Origin of the sequence: Phaeodactylibacter sp., from assembly GCF_040219495.1 — a bacterium.
Classification (GTDB): Bacteria; Bacteroidota; Bacteroidia; order Chitinophagales; family Saprospiraceae; genus Phaeodactylibacter.
In genome coordinates, this window is the sequence record NZ_JAVJSK010000036.1 from 40,294 (window position 1) to 47,053 (window position 6,760).

Consider the following 6,760-nt stretch of genomic DNA (forward strand, 5'->3'; position numbering starts at 1 on the left):
CACTCGTCAGGTGTAATATTTAGGCCATGGGGAAAGTATATTCCTCCAAAAAGCGTTATAAAGTGGTACCCTTTTCAATCAGCAAGATTTAGCCTGCATGCGACTAACCGCCCTGATCTTTTTTTTTCTGCCGATTCTGACTTTCGCACAGACCACTCCTGAAGCCCTTGCGCTCCGCCAGCAATTGGCGGCTACGGATGCTGCCCCGGAAGAGCAGGCCTGGGCTTACATCCAACTCGCCGAGCAATACCTCAGCCCGGAATGCAACTGCTTTCAGCCCGATTCAGCCTATCAGTTATTGCGCGAGGGGCAGCGGCAGTACCGTCAGCTCAGCAGCCGGGAATTGCGCAAAGCCGAACGCCTGGGCTACGATGAGCAGCGGGTCAACCAACTCAAACAGGATATCCGTACAGCGGGCCTGAAGTACCATCAGGAACAGGGCAGTAGCGCCGATATGGCTTACTATTTGGAAAACTACGGCCGGCTGTCGCACCGTTTGCGCACAGCCGCCACCAAAACCTTTCTGGAACTCCGCTTTGCAGAACTGCAAGCCGCCCGGCAGTACGACAGCCTGAAGGTTTTTGCGGAAACCTTCGACGCTCAGCTTAAAGAGTACCTGCCGGAAATGCAACCCCGGTTGGAACGGGCTGTATTTGAGTCCTTTTTTGACCAGCGCGACAGCACCAACCTCAATGACCTGTTTTTGCTCCTCCGGGATTTCCCGGATGCCGCGCCCCTCCTCGACCTGCCTATTAGCCGGGCCTTATCAGCATTACCGCTGATCACCAAAGCGGAGAACATCCTGCGCGGGGCCCGGCACAGAGACCTGCCCAAGACCGTCCGCATTATTTACCTCTACCACTACTATACCGGCGACTGGGGCGACTTGATTGGCTTTCAGAACCGTTACCCCTTCTATACCGATAGCTTCAATCTGCAACGGGCCGTTACCGTAGCTCAACTTGCGCCCGACCTCGACCTGGGCTTTACCGATGACCGCAAAGCCGCCTTTGAGCGGTATATAGAGCTCGGTGCCCCCACCCAAAAAGCCTACTTTGCACTGCAGCACTATATTGCCCGGGAGGTAGAAGCCAAAAACTGGAAGCAGGCACTGGCCAAAGTGAATCAGTTTGCAGGTTATTTTGGTAAAAGCGATGAGCGCATTCAACAACTGCAGCAGCTCCTTAGCGCGCCTTCCGAAGGTATAACCCCACAAAGCCTGGGCGACACCCTCAACTCCATTGACGGAGAGTATGCACCAGTGCTGAGTGCAGACGGACAGCGCATGTACTTCTGCCGCAACCGCGATGGAGACGAAGACATCTACTTTGCCGACCGCAATCCGATGGGTTGGAATTACCCGGAGCCCATCACCGCCCTCAATACCAAAAGCAGCCACGAAGCGCCTCTCAACATCTCCCCCGATGGCAGCACCCTCCTGATGTACGATGGTGGCGTGGTGGAATATACTGAACGCACCGTGGACGGATGGTCGCCCTCTGTCCCCTTCTTCCCGGAAGACCGCCGCCCCGACTGGCAGGGCATGTCGGCGATCACTGCCAACGAGGAAGCGGTGATCTTCGCCGCCCGCTCCATCGATTGCATCGGAGCGCGCAATGAGGACAACATCGATTTATTTGTCGCGTACCGGCAGACCGACGGGCAGTGGGGGCCGCCCATTAATCTGGGTACCACCCTCAATACCCCCTTTGAAGACCGCAGCCCTTTCCTCCATCCCGATCAGCGCACCCTGTACTTTAGCTCCGACGGGCATGGTGGTTTTGGGGAACTCGATGTTTTCGTCACCCGCCGGATTAGCGATGGCTGGACAGATTGGAGCCCCCCGGTCAACCTGGGCAAAGACATCAACGGGCCCGGCTATGACTGGGGCTACCGCATCAGTACCGATGGGCGCACCGCCTACTTCTCTGGCTTTGAGACTGGCTGGAAAGAAGAGCTGTATGAAATTGGTGTACCGGAAGCCCACCGCCCCATACCAGTCGCCACCGTTACTGGCACCCTCACGCGGCAGTCCGGCACACCGGCTGATGCCCTGCTCATCGTCAATGACCTCGAAACCGGAGAGGAAGTCGCCAGAGTACACCCTGACCCACAGACCGGGCAGTACTTCATCACCCTACCGGTGGGGCAGCGCTACAGCTACACCGTTACCGGCGAAGGGCTCTACCCTATCAGCAACCACCTTGATCTGCGGGAGTCGACAGGCACGCTGGAAAGAAAAGAGAACATCACCGTGCCCAGCATTCCCGAAGCCCGGGATGGCGGACTTTCCCTACCGCTCAGGAACCTCTTTTTTGAGACCGACAGCCACACGATTGACCCCGCTTCTCACCCCGAGCTCAACCGGCTTGCCAAACTCGTACAGGATTACGATCTTAAGGTAGAAATTGCCGGCCATACCGATAATCAGGGCGGAGCGGAATACAATAAGGCCCTTTCGCAACGGCGGGCTGATGCTGCTAGAGCTTACCTGTTACAACAAGGCTGTACCCCTGCTCAGGTGGAAGCTACCGGCTACGGCCTGGAGCAGCCTCTTCAGGACAATGCCTCGGCTGAGGGCCGGGCGCGGAACCGGCGGGTGGAGATTCGGTTTCGGAAGTAAATTTCACTTTTAATTAGGCGGTTGTGGAAAACACCCGTCTAATACTCAACCTAATCAAACCATAAAAGACTTACTACATTTGAATTAGGCGGTTGTGGTACACGAGCGGAGCGACTGATGAAATAAACACCCGCCTAATACTCAACCTAATCAAACTATAAACAACTTTACCGCCTCAACAAACTCCGATGGCTTTTCCATCCAGGGCAAATGCCCCGCCCCCGGCAAGACCACCAACTGACTATCAGGAATCAACGCTGCAGCCCGCTCGCCGTGCGCAACGGGAAAGAACGCTTCGTCCTCGCCCCAGATAATCAAGGTGGGGACTGGTACGGCGTTCAGCTCCTCATCTGAATACGTTTGCACAGCTTTGCCCCGGCCCAGGAAAAAGGGATAGCGCCCACCAGGTTTCCGGATAACCTCCATAGAATATTGGTGCCAGGCCGGATCAGCGACGAGTGGGTCTTTCATCACATTACTACCCAGCATACGCCCCCAAAACGGGGTTGGGAACAGCCGGTACAGGATCATACGGGGAATAATGCGGCGGTCCCACTCATCGCTCATCCCTGCTGTATCCACGAGGATCATTTTTCTGATGTAATCGGGAAAGCGCAGGGCAAAGGCGATGCTCACCGAGCCGCCCTGTGAGCTGCCTGCCAGGTAGCAACGGCTGACACTCAGTATATCCAAAGCCGCTTTCAGCCAATCGGTATAAAACGCCTTGCTGTAGTCCGCCCAGGGCTTGTCCGACTCTCCGTAGCCCGGCTTGTCAAAAGCGATGACCCGGAAATGTCGGGACAGCGGGCCAATGACTTTGTACCAGCTTGTAGCGCCGCCCCCGGCTCCGTGTAGCAAGACAAGCACCGGCCCCTCTCCGGCTTTCAGGTAGGAGGTGCGGATACCGTTGGCTGTGAGGAAGCGGTGCTCCGCCGGCGGGTCGATCAGGCTTAGCAGCCGCTGAAAGGTGGGTGTGGATGGCACTGTAGTAAGATTTTTGTAGGATAATAACCCCGAGGCTGGGAAATTGGTTGAGCAGCTTTGCCATACTACCTGGTTGACATGCACTAAAAAAGGTTGGATTATACCGACGATAAAGTGGTTTGCCACAGCAAACCGACTTGATGTCGGCATAAACGCTGGAAAGTGCCCTGCTCCGATGTCGCAAACCACTTTGTCAAGCGCATACCTCCTCATCCAAAGCATTGATTGCTGTGTACTATGTCCTGGAATACTGAAAACGAACCACCTGTAATCCTAATATAGCACATCACAATTTAACAATTTTCCCAACTTCCAGCACCTGCCCCCTCTGCACCACCCGCCAAACATACACCCCACTCGCCTGCCTGGCCAGCTCCACGCCATTCACCCCCGCCCGCAGCGGCTGACGGCGCACCTGCCGCCCCACCGCATCGTACACCTCCACCCAGGCATCCACCGGCAGCCAGCCGGGGCGCAGGGAGAGGCTGAAGCGCTCCCGGAAAGGGTTGGGGAAAGCGGTGGCGGCGACTGCTTCCTGCTCCTCCTCCGCAGTGCTGTTAGGCATGGTGAATTCCAGCTCCTTGCACTGCGTGCCGCTGCCGTTGGCATTGCTCACCGTGAGGCAGACCTCATAGGTGCCGTAGCCGGGGAAGGTATGCTGCGGCAGCGTATCGGTGCTCGTGCTGCCGTCGCCGAAGTCCCATAGCCACTCAGTGGGCTCGTAGTCGCTCAGGTCGTAGAACTGCACCTGAAAGGGCTCCAGCGTATCCTGCTCGTAGCGCCAGCGGGCCAGCGGGATATTGTCGATGCCGAGCGTATCGCAGGGGCTGCCGTCTATGGGGCCGAGGCGGTAATTGGGCTGGTTGGGGATGGAGAAGGAATTGAAGGTAGGCAGCTCGATGCCGTGCTGCTCGATGCGGCAGTCGGGGCATTCGGCGTCCGGGTTGTGGATGACGTGCAGGCTGGTGACGCCGTTGGTAGAGCAAATATAGATTTTGCCGTCGGGGGCTAGCTGGCCCAGGTAAAAGGTTGTCGGTAGGAAATCCAAGTGGCCATCGTACACCGCTACCAAGGTGCGGGTGGCTTCGATGTCTTCCGCCCAAAGGTCGTATTGATAGAGGTTAATAGAAGATGTTGTATATAGGAAACGGGAATTTTTAGAAATAACAGCACCCGGCCCTACCCCGTATGCAGGATAATTAAATTGCCGGAAATCACTGAGCAAGCCAGTACAGCGGTTAAAATCATATATTGTAGTATATTCCCCATCTTCCAGACTAATACCGTTGAACCGAATGTGTTTAGTTCCATCCGGAGAAAAAAAAGCTTGCCCAACTCCAGATGGTACCACATCCCCAATTTTTTGTATGCCTTCCAGTCTAATGCCAGAAGGCGTAAGCAAATAACGGTAAAAACGGTTGCTATCAAATTCCGGCATAATTATCCACCAATCTCTTCCATTGGCGTGGCGGCAGGCACTAAGCTTACCAATGTCTAGGGTATCGCTCAAAAGCAGTTCTTTGCGTACCACTACAGCCCCTAGGCCTCCGGCCGCTGACTGATCAATTTCAGAAAAGTATATATTCTCACCTACCCCAATCATTTGCCCGCCAATCTCATATCTATTGGTTTGTGTGTTGATTAATGCTGCTCGCGAGGGATCTTCTGGAAATGGCAGCATCAAGCCAGATTGAGGATAAAACCAGCCAGCTTCAAAGTCACCATCAAACCAATCTCCTCCCCCTTCCATAACCTCATGATCAGCGTTGTATAAATCTGTTCCGTCGAACGAGCAAAAAAAACTAGCATCACTATTGCTAAAACTCACATTCGTCCCCCTAAAGAGGGCTTCTCCTTCCTGATTGTCACTAATTTGCAGACTTTCCTCCGCAAAGTGCAAAATAGAAAGCCCAAAAGTGTCTTCGTCCGGGGACAGATCTCCACCAGCGTAGCCTAAAACCCAAGTGTAATCGTGCATTTGAGAAAGTACAGGTAGATTTAAGAGAAGATTACAGGCTAGTATCAAAAAGCAAACTTTACTTGTTCTCATGGTACAATCAAATTGCTTTGTAATTAGGTACGTTGTATACTATTCTAAAAAGTCAAGACACTGCATTTATGCGATGCCTTGACTTTATCAAAAAAATTAATTGTTACTGCTTGATCAATTTGATAGTAGAGTAGCGTCCATCCTGCAACCGTAAAGTTAGAAAGTATAGCCCCTTGGTATAACCTTCTAAACTCAGCTCAAAGTTACGCGCTGCCATCTCTAGGGGATGCTGCACTATCAACTTTCCTGTCGCGCTATAGACGTGGAGTTGACTCGCGTCGGTTGCCCACCGCAATGTCACTTGCGCTTGTGCCGGATTAGGGAATACCTTTAAATCAGCAACCTGCTCAGAGCGGGGCGCAGTATTGCCCGGCTGAGCGATCAGCTGTTTTACACTGCAAAGCAGGCTGTCATTGTAGCTTGTAGATTGGTAGGCAGACAGCACCGCACGGGCGTGTAGCACTCCGGGGCCACCAATATCAGGGCATTGGTTGGCGATGCCCTTCAGCGTATCCAACTGTAAGCTATCCAATACCCAATCTCCTTGGGCAATATTAGAGAGCAGTAATTGATAGACCTGTAGTTCCAAATCAGCAGCAAGGAGTGTATCTGAAGCGCCTTGCCCGTAGGCAGCGAGGTCAATCGCATTCAACACAGACGCTTCCTGCCACTGTAGGGCCCACGCCCGGCGGGTAGCCATAGTGACACTTAGCAGCGATTCCTTGCCATCGTTTTCCCCCACATAACTCGAACGGGTATGGCCAAGTTGTAAAGGAGGGCAATCTGCCTCGGTGGCTGTGCGTAAAAACGTCATAATACAGCGTTGTAAGTAGTAAGTAAGAGCGCTATTGAGATGTTAACGCGTTGACAATTTTAAGATACAGTGTTTTATGAGCAATTGCAAATCTTTAACAAAAATCGGGCGCACAGGAACGAAACGCTTAACTTACAAGCTATTAACACACACCACTAGACATTTTGAAAAATCAATTGATATTGCCCCTTGGTGATTTTGCTTAAATATCGTTTAAACTGTGCCAAGTTCAGCGCCCTGCGTTTGAGTATATCGAGCCCTTTTAGGAAAATCGATACAGCCCTGTACT

Annotated in this window: 4 protein-coding genes; 1 reads left to right on the forward strand and 3 read right to left on the reverse strand. The window is 53.3% G+C overall.

What is annotated here, in order from left to right; all coding sequences use genetic code 11:
- Positions 1-97: 97 nt before the first annotated feature.
- Positions 98-2,623, forward strand: a complete 2,526-nt coding sequence (locus tag RIC19_RS05210; RefSeq protein WP_350177233.1) for an OmpA family protein — start codon at positions 98-100, stop codon at positions 2,621-2,623.
- A 150-nt stretch (positions 2,624-2,773) separates the two neighbouring features.
- Here the strand turns inward: RIC19_RS05210 and RIC19_RS05215 are convergent, their stop codons facing one another.
- The 3 genes from RIC19_RS05215 to RIC19_RS05225 all read right to left on the reverse strand — a co-directional run bounded on the left by RIC19_RS05215 (position 2,774) and on the right by RIC19_RS05225 (position 6,471).
- Positions 2,774-3,607 carry an alpha/beta fold hydrolase gene (locus RIC19_RS05215; protein WP_350177234.1) on the reverse strand — a complete coding sequence of 278 codons (834 nt, stop codon included), beginning with the start codon at positions 3,605-3,607 and terminating at the stop codon, positions 2,774-2,776.
- Positions 3,608-3,893: 286 nt separating this feature from the next.
- Positions 3,894-5,585 (reverse strand): PKD domain-containing protein, encoded by a 1,692-nt coding sequence (locus RIC19_RS05220; RefSeq protein ID WP_350177235.1) that lies wholly within the window; start codon positions 5,583-5,585, stop codon positions 3,894-3,896.
- A gap of 175 nt (positions 5,586-5,760) precedes the next feature.
- Positions 5,761-6,471, reverse strand: a complete 711-nt coding sequence (locus RIC19_RS05225; protein WP_350177236.1) for a T9SS type A sorting domain-containing protein — start codon at positions 6,469-6,471, stop codon at positions 5,761-5,763.
- Positions 6,472-6,760: the final 289 nt, after the last annotated feature.

Bases quoted from the DNA above. Each gene is read 5' to 3' on its own strand.
- RIC19_RS05210 (WP_350177233.1), top strand. From the start codon at position 98: ATGCGACTAACCGCCCTGATCTTTTTTTTTCTGCCGATTCTGACTTTC.
- RIC19_RS05220 (WP_350177235.1), bottom strand. From the start codon at position 5,585: ATGCACGATTACACTTGGGTTTTAGGCTACGCTGGTGGAGATCTGTCC.
- RIC19_RS05225 (WP_350177236.1), bottom strand. From the start codon at position 6,471: ATGACGTTTTTACGCACAGCCACCGAGGCAGATTGCCCTCCTTTACAA.